Source organism: Actinoplanes sp. CA-015351 (assembly GCF_050955685.1).
Taxonomy (GTDB): Bacteria; Actinomycetota; Actinomycetes; order Mycobacteriales; family Micromonosporaceae; genus Actinoplanes.
This window is the reverse complement of sequence record NZ_CP192102.1, coordinates 3,897,524-3,917,365: the sequence shown is the minus strand read 5'-3', so window position 1 is coordinate 3,917,365 and position 19,842 is coordinate 3,897,524. Positions and strand designations below refer to the sequence as shown.

Genomic DNA, 19,842 nt, shown 5'->3' with positions numbered 1-19,842 from the left:
CTCGAAGTCGCTACAACGCCTCGGACGTGCCGGACCGTTCCCGCGGAATGGTGAACGAGGTGACGTCCCTGGCCCGGGTGTTCCCGCACCCCGGCCGGGGACGTCGTTTCTCACGGCGGTGCCGTGAAATCGGTGAAGTCCGGCGTCTCGCCGGTCTCGTGGTAACGACGCCAGAGCTCGATGCCACCCAGCGAGCCGACCTGAATCTCCTTGATCAGCCCGGCGACGAACGCGGCCTCGGACTCCCGCTGCGCCAGCTGGAACTCCGACTCGATCAGGAAGATCCGCGGCACCTCATGGGCCGCGCCCCTCAGGCTGGCGCGCTGCGCCTCGTTCTCCACCTCGAGCACGGCGCGGCGCTGCTCCAACAGGTCGACGGCCTCGTCCGGCGGCAGCACGCCGATGATGGAGAGGGCAGTTTGCAGGCGCGGGTACTCCGGTTGGGGATGGCCGACCAGGTCCCGCATCCAGTCGGTCATCTCGGCGCGGCCGGCGTCGGTGATCCGGTACACCGTGCGCTCCGGACGACGGCCTTCCCGGACCGTCTCCGCCGCCTCGATGAAGCCGTGTTTCTCCAGGTTCTGCACCACGGTGTACAGCGAACCCCACTGGATCTTGAGGTCCTGATCCTTGCCACGGGCGCGCATCTGGGCCGCTATCTCGTACGGATGCAGGGGCGTGATCGAGAGCGTGGCCATGACGTGCAGGCCGAGGAGGTTGCTGACCTTCCGCCGCTGAGCCATCGCCGTCCTCGCTTGTCCAGATGCGTATATCCGGCTACGAGTATTACGCATACGAGCAAGCAAGCGGAAGCCTCAGCCCCGGCTGATTGCGGCCGATGCTGAACGGTGAGCGGACGCCCAGGCCGGCGGAAGCCATGGCTCCCTGAAGGTCACAGCCACCCGCCGGCTCCGCCCTCGTTCCGCACCGCATCACCCGGCAGCTCAGCCAAAGGTCTGCGAGCGGGCCCGGACGAAGGTGCCACGCCAGCCCCAGAGTTCGCCCAGCCAGGCGCCAAGGGAAACGGCGGCCACCGTGCCAAGGGCCGCTCCGGAGCTGACGACTGCCAGCGCGCGGCCCACGTGGCTCATCCGCTCAGTGGTCGAGGGCGGCCATGTTGGCTTCGTCGTAGCGGTCGCCGGTGGCCGGCGTCAGGTTGTCCAATCGGGCGATCTGGCGGGCGGTGAGGCTGATGCGGTCGGCGGCGGCGTTCTCCTCGATCCGGTCGATGCGCGTGGTGCCGGGGATGGGGGCGATGTCGTCGCCCTGGGCGAGTAGCCAGGCCAGGGCGACCTGCGCGGGCGTGGCCCCGGCCTCGGCGGCGACGGCGCGGACATCGTCGACGATGCGCATGTTGCGCTCGAGGTTGCCTCCGGCGAAGCGCGGGTTGGTACGGCGCCAGTCGCCGGCGTCCAGGTCGTCCAGCGTGCGGATGCCGCCGGTGAGGAACCCGCGGCCCAGCGGGGAGTACGGAACGAGGCCCACGCCCAGCTCGCGCAGGACCGGCAGCACCTCGGCCTCGGGGTCACGGACCCACAACGAGTACTCGGACTGCACCGCGGCAATCGGATGAACGGCATGCGCCCGCCGGATCGTCGCCGGCCCCGCCTCCGACAGTCCGATGTGCCGGATCTTGCCCTCGGCCACCAGCTCGGCCAGCGCCCCGACGGTCTCCTCGATCGTCGTGTCCGCGTCGCCCCGATGCTGGTAGAAGAGGTCCAGGTGATCGGTGCCGAGGCGGCGCAGTGATCCCTCCACCGCGAGCCGGACGTTGGCTGCGGTGCTGTCGGTGCCGGGACGGCCGGTGTGCGAGACGAGACCGAACTTGGTCGCGAGCACCACCTCGTCCCGGCGTCCCTTGATGGCGCGGCCAACCAGTTCCTCGTTGACGTAAGGGCCGTACGCCTCGGCGGTGTCGATGTGCGTGACGCCGAGGTCGAGGGCCCGCTGGATGGCGCGGATCGACTGGTCGTCGCGCTGGCCGGCGCCGGTGTAGAAGGCCGACATGCCCATGGCACCCAGACCGATGCGGGAGGTCTCCAGTCCGCCGAGCGAGGTGGTTCTCATCGTGGTGATCCTCTTCCTGTGGTGGGTCCCGGTACTTAAGTTCCGTTCGGTCCAGAACGCTAACACATCTGGACCGACTGGGACTAAAGTCGGCCATGAGGAGTGGAACAGTTGGCCATGACGGCCCGCCCGAGCCCTGCCGACCGCGAATCGAGAAGGATGCCGTCATGAGTGGATCGCAGAGCACAGTGTTCGGCCGCCCCCGGGAGTTCGACATCGAGGAGGCGCTGGAGCGGGCCATGCAGGTGTTCTGGGCGCGGGGGTACGACGGCACCAGCCTCACGGACCTGACCAGCGCGATGGGGATCACCAAGTCGAGCATGTACGCCGCCTTCGGCAACAAGGAGCAGCTCTTCCGCAAGGCCGTGCAGCGCTACGCCGAGGGGCCGGCCTCCTACGCGACACGCGCCCTGCGAGAGCCCACCGCGCGCGCGGTGGCCGAGGCATTCCTCCGAGGAGCCGTCCGGACGACGACGTCGCCCGGCCGCCCGGCGGGGTGCCTGTCGGTTCAGGGTGCGCTGGCGCTGAGTGAGCAGAGCCGGCCGGCGCACGATGTGCTGGCCGGCTGGCGAATCGATGCGGGCGACCAGCTCGAGGTGCGCTTCCGGCGCGCCGTCGAGGAGGGCGACCTCCCGCGTGACGCGGACCCGGGACGCCTCGCTCGATACATCATGACGACAGGATTCGGCATCGCCGTTCAGGCCGCGAACGGCCTCGGGCCCGACACGCTCGACGAGATCGTCGACACGGCTCTGCTCGCCTGGCCGACGTGACCACCCCGCAACCTGCGTGACGGCTGCGCTCGTGAGTGTTCATCGCGCCGTGCCACATTCCTGCACCGATCGGACCGGCGCGCGGCACAAACATGCGAAAGGCGAAAGAACGTGATGGGAGAACCAGGAAATTCGGGCGGATGGGCTGCCGGGGCCCGCTCTGACGGGACATCACGCTGCGGCTCAGCCAAGGTCAACATCCCCGGCTGGATCACTGGATCTCCGGGGAGCCGCTCGGTGGGCGGACGTGAGCGACGACGCGCCTGTCACGCATGCCGAGGAGGAATCGGGCCGGGCCGGAAACGGCGTATCAGCAGCTCGTAAACGATGAACATGATGGTGAAGGAAGTCGCCACGATCACCACGTGTGAGGCGAGCATCGGCCAATTCCATCGCACGACGAAATACGCGACGGCCACCACGATCGGCTGGTGGAGGATGTAGAGCGGCAACGCCGCCTCCCCCAGATACATCCGAGGACCGGACGGCGGCGACGAAACGCGGCGAAATGAGCGGGAATGCGAGCGGGAAAACGAGCGGTCGAGCAGGCCGAGGATCGCGACGATCCAGAGCCCGCCGGTCAAGCCGAAATTAGTCACGTCCAGATGGGCGGTGAAATAGCGCGTCAGGAATTGCGGATATGACTCGTCGCTGCCGAGGGCAGCGAATGCCACGCGCCGAATCCCGCGATGAGAAACAGCGCCGGCATCGCCCAGACGACGCCGAGGCCCGCGAGATAGGTGGTCACTTCGGTGGTCTGCGGATTCTTGATGTAGAAGTCGTCGCGCGCGTCGAAGACCAGTGACGTGTCGAAGAAGACGAGCCCGAGCACCACGGTGAGCCGGATCGCGTCGAGTCCGGGGCGTCGCGCTGCCGTCATGCTGACCAACGTGCCGAACGCCGTCGCCGGAGTCCGGCCTATGGTGGGAAACATGTCGCAGCCCGAGGTGCGCACGATCGATTACCACACCGGTGGTGAACCGTTCCGGATCGTGACGCACCCACCCGTACCCATCGATGGCTCGACCGTCGCCGAGCGCAGGATGTTCGCGATCGGTGATCCGGCCGTCGACGGGCTGCGCCGGATGCTCTGTTTCGAGCCGCGCGGGCACGCTGACATGTACGGCGGCTTTCTGACGCCGCCGGACGACGACGGCGCCGCGTTCGGTGTGCTGTTCTGGCACAAGGACGGCTTCTCCACGGCGTGCGGGCACGGCACGATCGCATTGGGCACCTGGGCGATCGAATCCGGACTCATCCCGGCCGACCCATCGGGCGTGACCGATGTAGTCATCGATGTGCCGTCCGGGCGGGTGACAGCGCGTGTGCACACGTCGGGTGAGCGGGTCACGCATGTGGACTTCGTCAGCGTACCGAGTTACGTGATCGCCCAGCAGGTTCCGGTACCGACGTCGCGCGGGGATGTGCACGCTGACATCGCTTATGGCGGGGCGATCTACGCGCAGGTCGCGGCGTCGGCGATCGGCCTGGAGATCACACCGGAAAGCATTGATCAACTGATCGCTGCCGGACGTGAGATCAAGTGGACGCTCAACGACAGCGAGTACGCCCGGCACCCTGACGACGACCGGCTCAGCGGGATCTACGGGACGATCATCTTCGAGGACCTCGGGCCGGACGAGCATGGCAACCCGCACCAGCGCAACGTCACGATCTTCGCGGACGGCGAGGTCGACAGGTCACCGTGTGGCTCCGGCACCGCGTCCCGGATCGCGACACTGAGCGCGATCGGCCAGATCAAAGACGGCCAGCACCTGGTGCACGATTCCATCGTCGGCTCCCGCTTCCACGCCCGTGCTGAACGAGGCCCCGGCGACACGGTGATCCCGGTCGTGACCGGAACCGCCCACAAGACCGGCGAGCACCTGTTTGTCGCCGACCCCGCCGACCAGCTCTTTCCGGGATTCGTACTGCGATGATCTACATAGACGGTGACCGCATCCGTGCCCTGCTCAGCCCTCGCGACGCCGTGCTCGCACTCACCGCAGCGCTGCACGACGGCCTTGACCCCGCATCCGACCCGGCCAGAACGGCGGTGAGCAGCGACAACGGGCAGATGCTGCTGATGCCGTCGACCGGCGGCGGCCGCCTGGGCGTCAAGGTCGTCACCGTGGCCGACCACGGTTCGCCCCGGGTCCAGGGCGTCTACCTGCTCTTCGACGCCACCACTCTTGCCCCGGCCGCCCTGCTCGACGGCATCGCGCTGACCACCCTGCGCACCCCCGCCGTCTCGGTCGCGGCGGTGCTGCCGTACCTGCCGGAGAAACCACGCGTGGCCGTTTTCGGCACCGGCCCCCAGGGACGCGGCCACGTCGAGACCCTGGCTGCCGTCCGCGAACTCGGCCGGGTCACCTATCTGACCCGCCGCCCGACCGAGATCCCTGGGGCCGAAACGGTCGCCGTCGGCGAGGCACCGGAGGTCCTGGCCGATGCGGACGTCGTCGTCTGCGCGACCACCGCGAGGCAACCGCTGTTCGACTCGGCGCAGCTCAGCGACGATGCCATCGTCATCGCGGTCGGCAGCCACGAACCGGGCGCCCGTGAGGTCGACGGCGCTCTGCTCGCCCGGGCCCACGTCATCGTCGAGGACCGCGCGACGGCGATGCGCGAGGCCGGCGACGTGATCCAAGCGGTCGCGGAGAGCCACCTGACCTCGGCCGACCTGATCCCGATCGGACAGCCCCTGCAGCGAACCCGGCCCATCCTCTTCAAATCCACCGGTATGGCCTGGGAAGACCTGGTGATCGCCACCGAGGTCCACCGGCGCGCAACCGCCTAGCATCGCCCGGGTGACCGGCGTCATCGATACCGGCGCAACCTGGTCGCCTTGCACAAATCTCCGTCGGCCACCGAGCGCCGGTACGGGTCGGTATCGGCACGGTGTGCCCGAGATCGAGCTCGTAGGAGCCCCCACTCGCGTGGTAATACGCGACCATCGTCAACGTCTCGACGTGGAACTCGTCTTCGGCCGACGGGGCATAGAGCACGAACTCCAGCCCGTGCCCGTCGCGAGCGGTGGCTTCCCACAGCCCGGCGGTCGCATAGAGCTGACCCATCTCGGGCGTCGTCAGACTGAGGATGTGCAGCCCGGGCACCAGGGTCAGGACCGGCCCCGGTGTGGGTGACAGCACCGCGACCGGACAGCCGGGAAACCGCGTTCGAGGTGATCCAGCACCGCCCGCGCCGCCGGACTCAACTCATGATCCATCGCGGCAGCATAAGGCCGCGGAATCGCTGAGATTCCCCCGCGCGGGTGTCAAGGGGGTCGCGGACCGCTGCGTCCGGCACGGAAAACCGTTATGCATAAGGCTCTCCCGACGAAAGCGATTCGCTTTTTACGCACAGTTACGAAATCGCGAGGAAACGCGCTCATGCATTCATCTATCGGCACCCGGGACCGGGCGGTCCGGCATTAGCCCGCTATGGTCCGCGAATGCGTAAGACCCTTTTTCTCCCCGTACTGTTGCTGATCTTCTCGGGTTGTTCAGCGGAGCCGGCGGCCGCGCCGGTTGCCGCGCCCACCGCCTCGCTCGCGGATGTGAATCGTGTGGCCTGCACGGAAGTGAGTGAGGTGAACGCCGAGAAGGCGCACCTCGATCCGGCCCGGACCGGTGAGGCGGCGCAGGTTGCGGCGCAGGCCACCCAGGATTCCATCCGCACGGCGGCGACAAATGTGCAGAAGGCCAGCGGCGCGGTCGCGGCGGCGGCGCCCGAGCCCGGCGAGAAACTGAACCTGGCGATGGCGCAGGCCTGGCTGGACCTGTCGAGCGCGTGCGGAGCCCTCTACAAATAGGCCCTTACCAATAACCCCCTGCAAATAGCCCTCCGCGACAACTCATGCGGCTATCGGTTCGAGGAGCAGGGCGGGGACTTCCGTTCGGTACGCGCGAACGCCGCGCCCGCCCTCGGACGACATCTGCGACGTGATCCGTGTCTGGATCACGCCCCGGAGCGACCAACACCGGTGAACGCGAACATCAGTGTCGCCCTGCTGTACAGTGACGGCGTGATCGATCTTCGGGTCGTCGAGGAGTTCCTCAACACTCTCGACGAACGTACGTTCAGCCGTCATGGCGTACCCCACAAGGGCGCCGACACCCTCTCCGCCTGGGTCTCCACCCACCAGGTGGCGGACCGCGAAGCGGCCGCCAAGCTGCGCGCCTCCCTGCGCGGCGCGCTGGCCGGTGAGGGATCCGCCGCCGAGGCGATCGCCGCGTTCCCGCTCCGGCTCGAAGCCTTCGCCGACGGCCGGCTCCGGATCGGCTCGCCGGTCGCCGACCCCGCACTGGGCGTGATCGCGGTCGCCGTCGCGCACGCGGTCGCCGACGGCAGCTGGCAGCGGCTGCGGCTGTGTGCGGCGCCCGACTGCCGGTGGGCGTTCTTCGACGCGTCCCGTGGCGGGGCCGGTCGGTGGTGCTCGATGGAGGTCTGCGGAAACCGGCACAAGACCCGAAGCTATCGCAGTCGCCGTCTGGCTGACTCGTTCGTGGAAGCTTAGGGCGACAACAGCCCCACAACTGCACAATCAACGCGTGATCCCGATCATTGCCACCGCTCTCGCTGCCGCTGTTCTTCCGGTCGCTGTTCCTGTGGCTGTTCCTGTCGCGCCGGCCCAGGCCGTCACCACGCCGGTGCCGCGGCTCGACGTCGCCCAGTACGACTCCCCCGGCAAGGACACGCGTACCCATGAAAGCCTGAACGCCGAGTGGGTGTCTTTGGTCAACGAAAGCGCCAAGCCTGTCGCGATCAAGGGCTGGACGATCCGCGAGCAAGGCGGCCGGGTTTACACCTTCGGCACCGTGACGATCGCGGCGAAGGCGAAACTCTGGCTGCACACCGGCCGAGGCACCGACACCGCGACCGTGAAGTACTGGAATAGCGGCAACTACCTCTGGAACAACACCGGCGACACGGCAACCATGCGCGACCCCACCGGCCGCGTGGTCGACACGTGCACCTGGGACCAGAAGGCGAACCGCACCCAGTTCCCCTGCTGACCTCCTCGGCGGCGGCCGGAGGCATGCCGTCGTGGGTACCGGTTACTCGCCGGCGCCGGGAGAGGCGGACCGGATCGGCGACGGGGCGCTCTCGGCGGGCAGGAGTACCTGGTTGGAGAGCGTTCGCCCCGCGGACAAGGCGCCCTCGGCCCGTCTGCGGCGTTCAGCCAGGACGGCTGCGAGGTACGCGTCCGGTGGGGTGCCCGGCGGTGGGGCCGGGCGGACCTTCGCCGACAGCTCGGAGGCCAGCTCGTGGCGCAGCCGGTAACGGTGCGGGTCGCGGAGCAGGTGGGCTCGGGACAGGTACTGCCTGACCGAAAGTGCCAGGTCGTCGCTGACCGCGGACAGGTCGGCCACCGCTGCCCAGCCCGCGAGCGGCGGAGGCATCGGTGGGACGTGCAGCCAGGGGTACGGGCGGCGCACGTGCACGACGATCGTGCCCGCCGCCAGGTCACCCAATCTGCGGCCGCGGGACGAGCCGAGCATCGTGCCCAGGCTGACCACCCACGTAACCAGCGGGAACAGCAGGCCGGGCCATTCGATGGCGAAGCCCACCAGGGAACGGGTGAACGCGTGCCGGACCCGGATCGGGCCGCCGTCCTCACGAATCACCCGCAGGCCCACCACCATCTTGCGCAGGCTGCGGCCGTTGGTGATCGTCTCGATCACGGTCGGGTAGCCGAGCACCACGATCACCACCGCGATCCGCCAGGTCGCGTCGAACAACGCGTCGTCGACCCAGCTCGGTGGCAGGGCACGCAGCGTGACCGAGATGAGTAACAGCAGGAGGAGCGCGAGCACTGCCTGCACGCAGATGTCGAAGCCCAGGGCCAGCGCCCGGGATCCGAGCCGGGCCGGGCGCACGTCGAGCGCCACCGCCTCCGCGTTGACAACCCGCTCGCCACCCAGCACAGTCACCCGGACAGTAAACACGAAAGGCGCACGGGTGGATCTCGACGCGTATGTCCTGGAACGTGCCGGCGAGTGGGATCGGATGGGGCAGCTCGCGCGGCGGCGCCGACTCAGCGCCGGTGAGGCCGACGAGCTGGTGACGCTCTATCAGCGGTCCGCGACCCATCTCTCCGTGCTGCGCCGCCGCTCCCCCGACCCGATCGTCCTGGCCGATCTCTCGCAGCAGCTGATGGCCGGGCGGGCAGCGATCAATCGCGGACAGGGTTTCGCGTGGCGCTCGGTGCCACGGTTCTTCGTCAGCACCTTTCCGGCGCAGCTGTACCAGGCCCGCCGCTGGTGGCTCGGCCTCGGCGCTCTGCTGATGGCCGCCGGTGCCGCGCTGACCTGGTACATCGCGGCGTACCCCGAGGTGGCCGAGCATTTCCTCTCGCCGAGCCAGATCACCGAATTGGTGGAGAGTGACTTCGTCGGTTACTACAGCCAGTACCAGCCGCAGAACTTCGCGAGCCAGGTCTGGACGAACAATGCCGTGCTCACCGCCCAGTGCATCGCCGCCGGGGTGTTGATCCTGCCGGTGATCTTCCTACTCGGCGTGAACCTGCTCAACATCAGCCTCACCGGCGGTGTCCTCTTCGCCGCGGGCGCCGGCGACACGTTCGTCATCTATCTCGCCCCGCACGGCCTCCTCGAACTGACCTGCGTCTTCATCGGCGCGGCGGTCGGTCTGCGGATCGGCTGGGCGTGGATCGCGCCCGGCGCCACGCGTACCCGCCGGCAGGCTCTGGTCGACCGGGCGCGTTCCGGCATGCTGATCGCTATCGGACTCGTGCCCGTTCTGGCGGTGGCCGGGGCGCTGGAGGCGTACCTCACTCCCTCCGCCCTGCCCGCCGCAGCGCGCGTCACGCTGGGCGCGACGGTCTGGCTAGCGTTCCTCGCTTACGCACTGCTGCTGGGCCGGGCGGCCCAGTCACGCAGCGTCCCGATCGACAGCGCGGCCTACGAGCTTCCCTCCGCCTGATTACGGGTACGCGTAACCGGAGTTCTCAGGTCACTGGCAGACTGACGCGGCGGCCGGCACCCATCTCGTCCGCCTCGTCGTCGGTGACCACGGCGAACGCTCCAGCCGGCACGCCGTCCAGGGTCGCCACCCGCGAGGCGGCGGCGAGGAGGGCCTGCTCGGTCCCGCCGTTGATGAAGAAGACGTAGTGGTCGCCGAACTCCTCGCCGTCGTCGTAGGACTCGGCGGCACCTTCGTCTTCGAGTTCGATCAGGAAGTCCTCGATGGTGTCGATCCACCGGAACTGGGGGCCGCCCGGCGCCGGCGTCAGGGGCACGTGAATCTCGACCATGATCTCAGCCATCCGGTCATGATCCACTATTACCACTGGACGCGCAGGGTCAGGTGGTGGGAAGGGGTCAGCGGGTTGTCGGCGTCGACCACGGCCAGCAGGGTCAGGCCTGCGGGCGTGTGCTCGGCGACAGCCAGGCCTTCGACCTTCCACGGGCCGTCCGGGCCGGGCGGGATCTCGGCGGTGGCCAGCACGCCGTCGTTGTCGAGCAGGGCCAGGGCGGAGGCGACCACCGGTCCGTCGTCGACGGCGTTCGGGGTGTCCTCGGCGGCGGCGGAGACCAGGATGCGGCCGCCGGGCAGAGTGACCGCGTCGGTGATGGCGAGCGACACCTCGCCGACGGTGCCCAGGTCGTAGCGGCGGACGCTGGTGACATCGGCCGATGGCGGCGCGGCCGTGCCGATGGCGGCGGCCAGCAGCGCCGGAAGGTTGACGCCGGCGCGGGCGGACGGGATGCCGGCGGCGGCGTTGCCTCGCTGGAACCAGTGCAGGACGTCCCCGCTCAGGCAGGCGCCCTCCAGGTTGAGCTGGGACTGCGGGATGTCCAAGGCGACGGCGACCTTCTGGTAGAGCGGTGTCAGGTCGGTGACCGTGAAACCGGCGGTTGTCACCAGGGACGACCGCATCCGGGCGCTGGTGGAGCCGGAGCCGAGCAGCAGGACGGCCAGTTCGCCGTCGACCGTGACGGCGCAGGCCGACTCGAAGTCGGGCTTGAGGTGCTTGGTGCCGGCGGCCTCGGTGAACTCGTCGAGGCCGTCCACCGGGTCGGTCACGCGGACGGCGGTGACCGCGCCGGGGCGTACCCACGCGGCGTGGGTGGCGTCGTCCTGCACGACGAGCCAGCCGTCGCCGAAGGCGGCGATCGCCGACGCGGCGCGTACCGGTGTGCCGTCGCTGAAACGCAGCGGTGCGGCGTCGTCCACGGAAACCCGCATCTGCCAGCCTCTCGTTGTGGTCGGTCTCACGGTCGCCCGGTCAGGGGCGGTTGCGATGATGGTCATCGTGACGCGCCACCAGCCTATTGTTCTTGTCTCGCCTGCCATGGGCATCGGGTCGAGGTATTACCAGTCGCTTGCCGGGGCGTTCAAGGCGCGGGGGTGGGCCGCCAGGGCCCTGACCCGGCGGGGATTCGAACTCGGTGCTCCCCGGGCTTCGCGGGGGCAGGACTGGTCGTACGACGACGAGATCGAGGACATGGCTGTTGCCGTTGCGGCGGCGCGCAGTGAGGTGCCGGGGCGGCCGGTGATCATTCTCGGGCACAGTCTGGGTGCGCAGATCGCGGCCGGGCATCAGCTGAACCGGGTGCCGGCGGACGGGGTGGTCACCGTCGGTGGAGCGCTGCCCTATCACCGGGACTATCCGTGGGGTGGGCTGCCGATTCTGCTGATGGGTTCGGTGATCGTGCCGGTGCTCACCGGGGTGTTCGGTTACCTGCCGGCGCCGGCCTTCGGCGGGCCTGGCGCGCGCACGCTCATGCGCGAGTGGGGGCGGATGGCCGTCACCGGGAAGATGCCGTTCCCGGCCGCCGCGCGTGTCCGGAGCCCGTCGTTGCTGATCTCGCTGGACGGGGACCGGCTCGCGCCGGAGATCGCCGTCGAGGCTTTCGGGAAGCGCTTGTTCGCCCCGGAGAGTGTGACGCACTGGCTCTATCGGCACGCGGACGTGCCGGACGGTGCGAGCAACCATCACATCTACTGGGCGCGCAGCCCGGCGCCGGTGGTGGATCGGATCGTCGGCTGGTGGACGGCGCAGGCCGCGGTGACGCCTGCGGGAGGAGCCGCTGCGGGTGAGCCCGGGCCGGCTAGCTGACCTGGTCGCCGAGGCCGAAGCGGGTGGCGCACTCCGGGCAGGTGACCTGGCCAAACAGGTGGGTCAGGGTTTCCGCCAGGGCGGAGCGGCCGGCTTGCAGGGCTTCGGTGTGCAGCTGGGTCGCCAGGGGTGAGCTCAGGCCCGGCTCGATGGTGTCGTCGGTCAGGGCATACAGCAGAGGCTCGTCACACTCCGGGCACGGGACGTCGATTTCGCCGGCGTTCAGGGCATCCAGCCAGGTGCCCCAGACTTCGTCGCCGTCGAGAGCGAGCATGGCCTGGCGCAGGATCACGTAGTCCTCATCGTCGCTGACGGTCGGCAGCAGCTCCGCGGCGAAGGCCTTCAGGCGTGCGATCTCGGCGCGGTGTGTCTCGCGTTCCTCATTGGTGGCCTCCACCACCAGAACGCCTGCCAGCACCACGATGCCGTCGCGGTCGCGACTGTCGAACCCGGCTGCTGTCCGTGCCAGCCACGGAAGCAGCAGCGGCACGCCGGCCTGCGCTTTCCGGATCGCCGTCCATGCCGGTGAGCCCGGGTCGGCCGCTGCCGCGTCGAGAACCTCCTGTGTCAGCACGGACGAAGTCTGGCAGATCTACGCACATGCGCTCTTTACGCGTACCCAAGAATGGGAATGAAGGGTGACCAGAACCATGCTGGCGCTCGGGTGGGTCGGTGATCCATGCTGGTCACGGCGGCGCGGCTGTGGGAGGACATCGTGGAGCTGAGGCAGAACGACAGTGCGCTGCTCGCGCGAGCGGTCCGCAACCTTGCGCTGCGTCACGACATCCCATTGATCTTCGGAGGCGTGGGTACGACGGACGTGCCGGTCACGGTGAGTGTCGGCGCGCACACGTCGGCGTTGACCTCCCTGGTGATCCGGCCGCATCAGGGGCTCGGCGGTCAGGCGCTGGTGCAGAAACGGCTGCTGGCGCTGCCGCGGTACGACCGGGCGCCGGGGATCACCCACGACTACGACGAGTCGGTGCTCGGTGAGGGCATCGTCGGGCTGGCGGTCGTGCCGCTGATGAGCGGGAGCCGGGTGCGCGGGCTGCTCTATGCCGGGACCCGCGACGACAAGGCGCTCACCCCGGAGATCGTGTCGGCGCTCGCGGCCGAAGGGCAGGCGGCGTCGCTGGAGATCTCGGTGCGTGACGAGGTGGAGCGGCGCATCGGTACGCCCGACCTCACCGGACGGTTGCGGGAGATCGCGCGTGCGACGTCGGATCCGCAGACCCGGCAGGCGTTGTTGCAGCTCGTGGATCATCCCCGGCCGGTCGCCGCGCCGCTGACGCCCCGGCAGCGGGAGGTCCTGGAACTCGCCGAGATCGGCCTGCGCAATGCCGAGATCGGTGCGCGGCTCGGGTTGAGTGAGCAGACGATCAAGACGTACATGCGGGCGTTGATGGTGCGCCTCGGCGCGCGGTCGCGGGCCGAGGCGGTGCACCGGTACCGCGCGTTACGGAGCTGACTTCGCCTTTTCCAGGGTCAGGGCGGCGTCGATGCGCCGGGCGATGGCTTCCAGGTCACCGATGCCGTCGACGTCGTGCAGGACCTCGCGATCACGGTACGCGGCCAGCACCGGCTCACTCTCCCGCGCGTAGACCGACAGCCGGTGGCGGACCACGTCGGCCAGGTCGTCGCTGCGGCCCCGGCGTTCCAGCCGGTACTGCAGCTCGGCCGGGGCGACCACCAGGTTGACCACGACCACCCGGGTCAGCAGGGTGTCGAGGAATTCGACCTGCGCGAGCGTACGCGGGTAGCCGTCCAGGATGATCCGGCCGTCCGCGGCATTGCGTTCGATGTGGTCGCGGACCATCGCGTTGGTCAGCTCGTCGGGGACGTAGTGGCCCGCGTCGAGGTGCTGCTGCGCGGTACGCCCCAGCTCGGTGCCCCGGGTGATGTGGTGGCGGAACAGGTCCCCGGTGGACAGGTGTGGCAGCCCGTGCCGTTCGGCGAGGGTCGAGGCCTGAGTGCCTTTGCCGGATCCGGGCGCGCCGGTGAGAATGACAGCGATGTCCAACGGAAGACTCCAACGTATTCCGGCAACGGGATACAGAGTCTAGAAACGTTGCAGAAACGTGAATAGCCACGAAAGTGGGTAACGCCTCAGCCACCGGTGATCGACCAGTGCCACGGCTCGGACGGCAGGTTGACGAAGCCGTAATTGCCGGCGTGCGCGGCCATCCACTTGAACCCGGCGCTCTTGCGGGTGTTCATCGACTTGCCGTCCGCGGTCATGTCGATCGCCAGGCCCACCTCGTGCAGCGAGCGGCCGGGGATGGCGGTCGGTACGCGGCACGACGACGCCGGGGCGGTCCAGACGTCCGGGCAGCCGTTCGCGGTACGCAGGGCGATCTGCTGCTGCTTGGTGCGGAACCCGCCACCGGACAGCTTCACGCCCGCCTTCGCCGCGTCGTCGATCATGTGCTGGAACTGGTACGCGACGACCCGGTTGACGGTGACGCCGTAGACGTTCGTGGTGGCGAAGCTGGACCGGGACTGGGTGACGACCTGCTGGCTGAGCGACGCGGCCTGCGCCGCCAGAGCAGCCCGCTCGGCCGGCCACGCCTTGATCGCCAGCTGGGCGTTGCTGACCTTCTTGGCGGCGCCCTGGTACGTGGCGGTGGCGGCGTTCAGGGTGCGGGTGGCCGTGGTGTCGGCCTTGCGCGCGGCGGACAGCGCCGACGCGGTGACCGTGACGGCTGCGGCTTTCGTACGCACGGCGTTCTCCGCCGTGGTCTTCGCCTTCGTCGCCGTGGCGACCCGGGTGCTGCTGTACGGGCGCTGCTTCTTCGCGGCCGTCACCGCCTTCTTGGCGAGAGTGACGGCCCGCTTCGCCGAGGCGAGCTTGGCGCGAGCAGCCGTGTCAGCGGTGCTCGCGCGGGTCACGGACGCGGCGGTGCCGGCCTGGGCCGTGCGGGCGTTGCCGGCTTCGGTGGCGCGGGCGGCCGCGTGCTGGCGCAGGGCGGGCAGTTGCGCGGCGACGCGCTCCAGGTGTGCCTGACGGCCGAGCTTGTTCAGCATCGCCGTGGCGTAGGTGGTGCCGGCTGATGCGGCGACGCTGACATCCGGCGTGGCCGTGGCGGCTTGGGCCGGGACTCCGGCGGCTTGCGCCGGAACCCCGGCGGCCATGATGATCATCAATGCAGGTCCGGCTGTCAGTGCGGTCTTGCGGATCCGACGCTTTACTGCCGTGCTCACATTGAAATCCACCACGCTGGTTCCTCCCCAGTCAGCCGACGCGGACAGGCCGTATCGGCGTCGCGGGGCAGCGACTTGAGGAGTTCTCGCTATCGTGCCGGGATGGACAACTCAGCCATCGCCGGCGCTTTCTTCGCAGACAGGCCGGCCTCGGGCGTCGATCTCCGCCTGTTCGGGCGGTTCGCCGGATCCTGGGAACTGGACTGCACCGAATACGAACCGGACGGCACCACGAGCGTGCGCCGCGGTGAGTGGCATTTCGGGTACGCGCTGGGTGGCCACGCCACCACCGACGTGTGGATCCTGCCCGGGGTCGAGCACGGCGTCAGCGTCCGATTCCCGGATCCGGGCGCCGGGCCGGGGGTGTGGCGGTCCACGTGGGTAGGGCCAGGCCGGCGGCGGACGCACACGTTCCGCGCCGCGGCGGAAGGCACCGAGATCGTCCTCGACGGCGGTGACCTGCGCTGGACCTTCTCGGACATCACGGCGGACGCGTTCCGCTGGCGCAACGAGGCGCGGCAGCCGGACGGGACGTGGGTGGTTCAGCAGACGTTCGAGGTCTGGCGCCGCCGGTGACCGGGGGCATATTCGATTTTTGCTCCACACCCACTGTGGGTGTGGCTACACCCACAGTGGGTGTGGCCCTATTTTCGATATACCGGCCAGAGGCCTACCGGCCAGAGGCCTACCGGCCAGAGGCCTACCGGCCAGTGGCCGATCGCGCGGACGCCAGTGGTGGACGTGCGGCGTCAGCCGGCCTCCCGCAGGGCCGACACGAACCTCTCCAGCCGGGTCAGGCCCTCCCGCAGGTCGGCCATCGACGCCGTGTAGGACAGCCGGACGTGGGTCTCCGCGCTGTGTGTACCGAAGTCTCGTCCTGGGGTGAGGGCGACGTGTGCCTCCTGGAGTGCGCGCTCGCAGAACTCCCACGAGCTGAGGCCGGTGCCGCTGACGTCGATGTAGCAGTAGAAGTGGCCGTCGGGCGGGACCGGGACCGGCAAGCCGATCCGGGCCAGGCCGTCCAGGACCAGGGTGCGCCGGGCCGCGAACTCGTCACGGCGCTGCTCGCAGACCGCCAGAGCACCGGGCGTGAAACAGGCCAGGGCGGCCAGCTGGGCCGGGGTGGAGGCGCAGATGTAGAAGTTCTGGGCGAGCCGCTCCACCGCCGGGACCAGCGGGGATGGCAGCACACACCAGCCCAGGCGCCAGCCGGTGAGCCCGAAGTACTTCGAGAAGCTGCCGATCACCATGGCGTCCGGGTCGAACGTCAGGGCGGTCGCTCCGCCGGCCAGGTCGAGGTAGATCTCGTCGATGATGCGCCAGGCGTCGCGGGAACGGGCCAGCTCGCAGATCGCCGCGAGCTCGGAGGGGGGAATCGAGGTGCCGGTCGGGTTGGACGGCGTGGCGATCATGACGCCGGCCGTGGTGGGCGACCAGTTCGCGCGTACCGAAGAGGCAGTTAGCTGGAACCGGGTCGCCGGTGTCGTGGGCACCAGCCGGACATGGCCGCCGAAGCTCTCGATGATCTGGCGGTTGCAGGGGTACGACGGGTCGCCGATGATCACCTCGTCGGCGGGGTCGACGAGCGCTGCCGCGGCCAGGACCAGCGCGGCTGACGCGCCCGCGGTGACCGCGATCCGGGCCGGGTCGACCTCGGCACCGTGCCGGTCGCGGTAGAAACCGGCGATGGCCTCGCGCAGTGCGGGCAGCCCGAGCGCGGCCGTGTACGGCAGCGGCCGCCCGTCCATGACTTTAATCATCGCGTCACGCACGATCGGGGGCGCACCGAAATCCGGCTCCCCGATGTTGAGGCGGATGACGTCGTGGCCATCCAGCTCGATCATCGCGGCGTGCTTGGCGACTTCCATCGCGTAGAAAGGGGCGACGGCCTGCGCTCGAAGCGAGATCTTCATCTGGACATACCTCGAATTCCGCCCCGTCGTCGGGCCCAGTTGAACGGACATGGAATCATGCGTGCTCGATGCCAGAGCAGCCGGTGGGGGAAACGTTGGCTAAGTCCGTCTTGAACCGCGCGCCGCTGTGGACGCGGATCTGTGCCATCGCCGGCTGCGTGCTGATGTTCGCCAGCGGCGGCACGCTGGTGGCCGGTCAGAGCCTGCTGTCCAAGTACACCGGTGACATCACCAACGACGCGCTGCTGGACACGGGTGCGGCGAAGGCCGGCAAGAAGGACATCAAGGGCCCGCTCACCATCCTGCTGGTCGGCATCGACCCGCGGAAGGCGACGACCCCGCCGCTGTCGGACTCGATCCTGATCGCCCACATCCCCAAGGACATGAGTACGGCGTACCTGTTCTCGATCCCCCGTGACCTCTATGTGGAGATCGCGGCGGACGAGAAGTCCGGGCTCCGCGCGCACAGCAACAAAATCAACTCGGCGATGGCGCTCGGCAGCCAGGTCAACGGCAAGATCGACGTGGTGAACGGGTTCCAGGTGCTGGCCAAGACGGTCACCAACTACACCGGGATCAAGGACTTCGACGCGGCCGCGATCATCAACTTCGGCGGCTTCAAGAAGATCGTCGAGGCGCTCGGCGGCGTCTCCATGACGATCGACATGGACGTGAAGTCGGAGCACCTGACGCCGGAGGGCACCCAGCGGCCCCGGCTGCGCAGCTGCCCGATCAGCAGCAACTGCGATCACCCTTACACCGGGCCTCAGGCTTACTACAAGAAGAGCACCAAGCCGGTACGCCTGCAGCCCTGGCAGGCGCTGGACTACGTCCGGCAGCGGTACGAGTTCAAGGGCGGTCCGCCGATGACCGATTACGACCGGCAGCGCCACCAGCAGCAGTTCATCAAGGCGATGGCCAAAGAGGCGCTCAGCAAGGACGTCATGACCGACGTCGGCAAGATGACGAAGATCCTGGACGCGGCCGGTGAGTCGCTGACGTTCGCCGGTGGCGGCAACGGCCCGATCGAGTGGGCGATGGCGCTCAAGGGCATCAACGTCGACGACATGGTGACGGTCAAGCTGCCCGGCGGCGGCAAGTACGTGCCGGGCACCGACAAGTACCTCGGCGAGGAGTTCGTCCCGGCCGACCTGGCCCAGCAGTTCTTCGACGCGGTCAAGGCCGACCGGGTGGCGTCGTTCCTGATCGATCACCCCACGCTGGTGAACAAGGACAGCTGACGGATCCGCTCGAAACGGGCCGCGTCCTCGGTGCCGGGCGCGGCCGTGTACGCCAGGATCCGCAGGTCGGTGCCGACCACAGTGAAGATGTCACAGTCGAGGGTGACCGATCCGACGACCGGGTGCTCGAAGGTCTTGAGCTTGCTGCGGTCCTCGACCAGCACGCCGTCGGCCCACATCCGGGCGAACGGCTCGCTGGCGTTCTCCAGCTCGGCGATCAGCGCGAGCACGGCGGGGTCCTCGGGGTACCGGATGCGGGTGGCCCGCAGGTCGGACACCAGCGCCCGCTGCAGATATTCGCGTTCGGCCGGGGTTCGTACCGCGCAGAGCCGGCTGCCGGCGAACTCCTCCCGGATCAGGTTTCGGTCCGGGCCGGCTTCGCCCAGCAGCGCCTCCCAGGCCGGGTTGGCGGTCAGCAGCCGCCAGTACGAGGTGTAGACGCCGACCGCCGCGTCGGACATCCTGGCCACCATGCGGGACACGCTGTCCGGGATGTGGGTCGGCACCGTGGCCGGCAGCGGCGCCGGGAGACCGGCCGCGACGTACAGCTGGCCGCGCTCCAGCTCGGACAGCTGCAGCACCCGGGCCAGGGCGGCGACGACCTGCTCCGACGGGTGATCGGCGCGGCCCTGCTCCAGCTGGACCAGATAGTCCACCGACAACCCGGCCAGCATCGCCACCTCCTCGCGGCGCAGGCCCCGGGTACGGCGCTGCCCGACCGGAATGCCGGCGTCGCCGGGCTGGAGACGGTCACGCCACGCGCGCAGCAGCGATGCGAAGTTCATCCGGCCCACTGTAATCCGGCGTCCGCGCGGCTGGGTGGTACCAGCGTCGCTACCCAGCCGACCGCCGGCCGTGTCACGGTCGGTGCATGACCACAACATTGATCACTGGCGGCAACAAGGGCCTCGGCCACGAGACGGCCCGGCGGCTCGCCGAACTCGGCCACCGCGTCGTCATCGGCGGACGCGACGCCGGCCGGACCCGGCAGGCCGCCGAGGCCCTCGGCGTCGACTGGGTCACCCTCGACGTCACCTCCGACGCGTCGGTGGCCGCTGCCGCGGCCGATCTGAGGGTACGGTTCGGCGGCCTGGACGTGCTGATCAACAACGCCGGGATCGCCGGCATGATCGGCGACCTGGAGAAGTTCGACGCCCCCGAGGTGCTGTCGGTGCTGAACACGAACACGGTCGGCGTGGTCCGCACGATGCACGCGTTCCTGCCGCTGCTGCGCGAGTCGGATGCCCCGGTCGTCGTCAACGTCAGCAGCGGGCTCGGGTCCTTCGGGGTACGCGCCGACGAGGCACGGGTGGAGCGCTCGATCCCGTCGCTCGGGTACTCGGCCAGCAAGGTGGCGCTGAACATGCTGACGACGATGTACGCCCAGTTCCTGCCGGAGCTGCGGATCAACGCGGTGGACCCGGGCTGGACGGCCACCGACCTGAACGGTCACTCCGGGCCGCAGACGGTGACCGAGGGCAGCGACATCATCGTGGCGCTCGCCACGGCCGGGCCGACCGGCACGTTCTCCGACCGGCACGGCCCACTCCCCTGGTGAC

24 protein-coding genes are annotated in these 19,842 nt (G+C 69.2%); 12 read left to right on the top strand and 12 right to left on the bottom strand.

Annotated features, from left to right (window positions below; translation table 11 throughout):
• Positions 1 to 110 precede the first annotated feature (110 nt).
• On the bottom strand, positions 111 to 743 hold the full coding sequence (locus tag ACQP2E_RS17875) for a PadR family transcriptional regulator (RefSeq protein WP_433833080.1): 633 nt from the start codon (positions 741 to 743) through the stop codon (positions 111 to 113).
• A 352-nt stretch (positions 744 to 1,095) separates the two neighbouring features.
• A complete protein-coding gene (locus tag ACQP2E_RS17870) occupies positions 1,096 to 2,067 on the bottom strand; it encodes an aldo/keto reductase (protein WP_433833078.1) in 972 nt (323 codons plus the stop codon).
• Positions 2,068 to 2,234: 167 nt separating this feature from the next.
• Here ACQP2E_RS17870 and ACQP2E_RS17865 point away from each other — a divergent pair, with 167 nt between their 5' ends.
• Entirely contained in the window at positions 2,235 to 2,840 is a 606-nt protein-coding gene (locus tag ACQP2E_RS17865; RefSeq protein WP_433833076.1) for a TetR/AcrR family transcriptional regulator, read from the top strand.
• A gap of 266 nt (positions 2,841 to 3,106) precedes the next feature.
• Here the strand turns inward: ACQP2E_RS17865 and ACQP2E_RS17860 are convergent, their stop codons facing one another.
• Positions 3,107 to 3,514, bottom strand: coding sequence for a hypothetical protein (locus tag ACQP2E_RS17860; RefSeq protein ID WP_433833074.1), 408 nt, complete (start codon positions 3,512 to 3,514; stop codon positions 3,107 to 3,109).
• Entirely contained in the window at positions 3,466 to 3,720 is a 255-nt protein-coding gene (locus ACQP2E_RS17855; RefSeq protein ID WP_433833072.1) for a hypothetical protein, read from the bottom strand. The genes ACQP2E_RS17860 and ACQP2E_RS17855 overlap by 49 nt, the downstream gene beginning before the upstream one ends.
• Positions 3,721 to 3,772: 52 nt before the next feature.
• Here ACQP2E_RS17855 and ACQP2E_RS17850 point away from each other — a divergent pair, with 52 nt between their 5' ends.
• The 5 genes from ACQP2E_RS17850 to ACQP2E_RS17830 all read left to right on the top strand — a co-directional run bounded on the left by ACQP2E_RS17850 (position 3,773) and on the right by ACQP2E_RS17830 (position 7,858).
• Positions 3,773 to 4,780 carry a proline racemase family protein gene (locus tag ACQP2E_RS17850; RefSeq protein ID WP_433833071.1) on the top strand — a complete coding sequence of 336 codons (1,008 nt, stop codon included), beginning with the start codon at positions 3,773 to 3,775 and terminating at the stop codon, positions 4,778 to 4,780.
• Entirely contained in the window at positions 4,777 to 5,640 is an 864-nt protein-coding gene (locus ACQP2E_RS17845) for an ornithine cyclodeaminase family protein (protein WP_433833069.1), read from the top strand. The genes ACQP2E_RS17850 and ACQP2E_RS17845 overlap by 4 nt, the downstream gene beginning before the upstream one ends.
• Before the next feature lie 654 nt (positions 5,641 to 6,294).
• Positions 6,295 to 6,654, top strand: a complete 360-nt coding sequence (locus tag ACQP2E_RS17840) for a hypothetical protein (protein ID WP_433833067.1) — start codon at positions 6,295 to 6,297, stop codon at positions 6,652 to 6,654.
• A gap of 213 nt (positions 6,655 to 6,867) precedes the next feature.
• Positions 6,868 to 7,359 carry a CGNR zinc finger domain-containing protein gene (locus ACQP2E_RS17835; RefSeq protein WP_433833065.1) on the top strand — a complete coding sequence of 164 codons (492 nt, stop codon included), beginning with the start codon at positions 6,868 to 6,870 and terminating at the stop codon, positions 7,357 to 7,359.
• Positions 7,360 to 7,393: 34 nt separating this feature from the next.
• Positions 7,394 to 7,858 (top strand): lamin tail domain-containing protein, encoded by a 465-nt coding sequence (locus tag ACQP2E_RS17830; protein WP_433833063.1) that lies wholly within the window; start codon positions 7,394 to 7,396, stop codon positions 7,856 to 7,858.
• A gap of 42 nt (positions 7,859 to 7,900) precedes the next feature.
• Here the strand turns inward: ACQP2E_RS17830 and ACQP2E_RS17825 are convergent, their stop codons facing one another.
• Complete coding sequence (locus ACQP2E_RS17825; RefSeq protein WP_433833061.1) at positions 7,901 to 8,776, bottom strand: RDD family protein; 876 nt, start codon at positions 8,774 to 8,776, stop codon at positions 7,901 to 7,903.
• Positions 8,777 to 8,804: 28 nt separating this feature from the next.
• Here ACQP2E_RS17825 and ACQP2E_RS17820 point away from each other — a divergent pair, with 28 nt between their 5' ends.
• Positions 8,805 to 9,788 carry a stage II sporulation protein M gene (locus ACQP2E_RS17820; protein WP_433833059.1) on the top strand — a complete coding sequence of 328 codons (984 nt, stop codon included), beginning with the start codon at positions 8,805 to 8,807 and terminating at the stop codon, positions 9,786 to 9,788.
• A gap of 25 nt (positions 9,789 to 9,813) precedes the next feature.
• Here ACQP2E_RS17820 and ACQP2E_RS17815 read toward each other — a convergent pair whose 3' ends face one another.
• A complete protein-coding gene (locus ACQP2E_RS17815) occupies positions 9,814 to 10,131 on the bottom strand; it encodes a hypothetical protein (protein ID WP_433833057.1) in 318 nt (105 codons plus the stop codon).
• Positions 10,132 to 10,148: 17 nt separating this feature from the next.
• Positions 10,149 to 11,054, bottom strand: coding sequence for a DUF6910 family protein (locus ACQP2E_RS17810; RefSeq protein ID WP_433833055.1), 906 nt, complete (start codon positions 11,052 to 11,054; stop codon positions 10,149 to 10,151).
• A 67-nt stretch (positions 11,055 to 11,121) separates the two neighbouring features.
• Here ACQP2E_RS17810 and ACQP2E_RS17805 point away from each other — a divergent pair, with 67 nt between their 5' ends.
• Positions 11,122 to 11,928 carry an alpha/beta fold hydrolase gene (locus ACQP2E_RS17805; protein WP_433833053.1) on the top strand — a complete coding sequence of 269 codons (807 nt, stop codon included), beginning with the start codon at positions 11,122 to 11,124 and terminating at the stop codon, positions 11,926 to 11,928.
• Here ACQP2E_RS17805 and ACQP2E_RS17800 read toward each other — a convergent pair.
• On the bottom strand, positions 11,921 to 12,502 hold the full coding sequence (locus tag ACQP2E_RS17800) for a hypothetical protein (protein ID WP_433833051.1): 582 nt from the start codon (positions 12,500 to 12,502) through the stop codon (positions 11,921 to 11,923). The genes ACQP2E_RS17805 and ACQP2E_RS17800 overlap by 8 nt on opposite strands.
• Before the next feature lie 105 nt (positions 12,503 to 12,607).
• Between ACQP2E_RS17800 and ACQP2E_RS17795 the strand changes: the two genes are divergently transcribed.
• Positions 12,608 to 13,396 (top strand): helix-turn-helix transcriptional regulator, encoded by a 789-nt coding sequence (locus ACQP2E_RS17795; RefSeq protein ID WP_433833049.1) that lies wholly within the window; start codon positions 12,608 to 12,610, stop codon positions 13,394 to 13,396.
• On the opposite strand, the gene ACQP2E_RS17790 is transcribed toward ACQP2E_RS17795, so the two are convergent.
• Positions 13,385 to 13,948, bottom strand: coding sequence for an adenylate kinase (locus ACQP2E_RS17790; RefSeq protein ID WP_433833047.1), 564 nt, complete (start codon positions 13,946 to 13,948; stop codon positions 13,385 to 13,387). The two genes, ACQP2E_RS17795 and ACQP2E_RS17790, sit on opposite strands and share 12 nt — an antisense overlap.
• A gap of 86 nt (positions 13,949 to 14,034) precedes the next feature.
• Positions 14,035 to 15,129 (bottom strand): M15 family metallopeptidase, encoded by a 1,095-nt coding sequence (locus tag ACQP2E_RS17785; protein ID WP_433833045.1) that lies wholly within the window; start codon positions 15,127 to 15,129, stop codon positions 14,035 to 14,037.
• A gap of 102 nt (positions 15,130 to 15,231) precedes the next feature.
• On the opposite strand from ACQP2E_RS17785, the gene ACQP2E_RS17780 reads away from it, so the two are divergent.
• On the top strand, positions 15,232 to 15,705 hold the full coding sequence (locus ACQP2E_RS17780; protein WP_433833043.1) for a hypothetical protein: 474 nt from the start codon (positions 15,232 to 15,234) through the stop codon (positions 15,703 to 15,705).
• Between the two features lie 173 nt (positions 15,706 to 15,878).
• On the opposite strand, the gene ACQP2E_RS17775 is transcribed toward ACQP2E_RS17780, so the two are convergent.
• Positions 15,879 to 17,042 (bottom strand): aminotransferase class I/II-fold pyridoxal phosphate-dependent enzyme, encoded by a 1,164-nt coding sequence (locus ACQP2E_RS17775; RefSeq protein WP_433833041.1) that lies wholly within the window; start codon positions 17,040 to 17,042, stop codon positions 15,879 to 15,881.
• Between the two features lie 164 nt (positions 17,043 to 17,206).
• On the opposite strand from ACQP2E_RS17775, the gene ACQP2E_RS17770 reads away from it, so the two are divergent.
• Positions 17,207 to 18,283, top strand: a complete 1,077-nt coding sequence (locus tag ACQP2E_RS17770) for an LCP family protein (RefSeq protein ID WP_433833948.1) — start codon at positions 17,207 to 17,209, stop codon at positions 18,281 to 18,283.
• On the opposite strand, the gene ACQP2E_RS17765 is transcribed toward ACQP2E_RS17770, so the two are convergent.
• Positions 18,253 to 19,068: a helix-turn-helix transcriptional regulator gene (locus ACQP2E_RS17765; RefSeq protein ID WP_433833039.1), complete on the bottom strand. Its 816-nt coding sequence runs from the start codon at positions 19,066 to 19,068 to the stop codon at positions 18,253 to 18,255. The genes ACQP2E_RS17770 and ACQP2E_RS17765 overlap by 31 nt on opposite strands.
• 86 nt (positions 19,069 to 19,154) lie before the next feature.
• Here ACQP2E_RS17765 and ACQP2E_RS17760 point away from each other — a divergent pair, with 86 nt between their 5' ends.
• Positions 19,155 to 19,841, top strand: a complete 687-nt coding sequence (locus ACQP2E_RS17760) for an SDR family NAD(P)-dependent oxidoreductase (protein ID WP_433833037.1) — start codon at positions 19,155 to 19,157, stop codon at positions 19,839 to 19,841.
• Position 19,842: the final 1 nt, after the last annotated feature.